The following is a 374-nucleotide window of genomic DNA, read 5'->3' on the forward strand; positions in this document are numbered from 1 at the left end:
GGTTCGTGTGGTGAACGGGTACGGTCCGGCGGAGAACATGGGGTTCTCGACCAGTTTCGAGGTGGCCTCGGTCGAACCCGGACAACGCTCGGTACCCGTGGGCGCTCCGATCGGTGGTTCGCGCGTCTACGTGTTGGACCCCCGTCTGCGGCCCGTCCCGGTGGGCGTGCCCGGTGAGCTGTACATCGCCGGACGCACCCTGGCGCAGGGTTATCTCGGGCGTTCGGATCTGACCGCCGAGCGGTTCGTGCCCGATCCGTTCGGTGCTCCGGGGCAGCGGATGTATCGCACGGGTGACCTGGTGCGGTGGTCGTCCTCGGGGGATCTGGACTACGTGGGCCGGGTGGACGACCAGGTCAAGATCCGCGGTTTCC

1 protein-coding gene is annotated in these 374 nt (G+C 67.9%); it reads left to right on the forward strand.

Annotation, left to right across the window (positions count from 1 at the left end):
* Positions 1–37: 37 nt before the first annotated feature.
* Positions 38–374 (forward strand): AMP-binding protein (locus tag DSY14_RS28270; RefSeq protein WP_374224075.1); only part of this gene is annotated, 337 nt, incomplete at its 3' end.

The organism is Nocardiopsis sp. MG754419 (assembly GCF_018207095.1).
GTDB lineage: Bacteria > Actinomycetota > Actinomycetes > Streptosporangiales > Streptosporangiaceae > Nocardiopsis.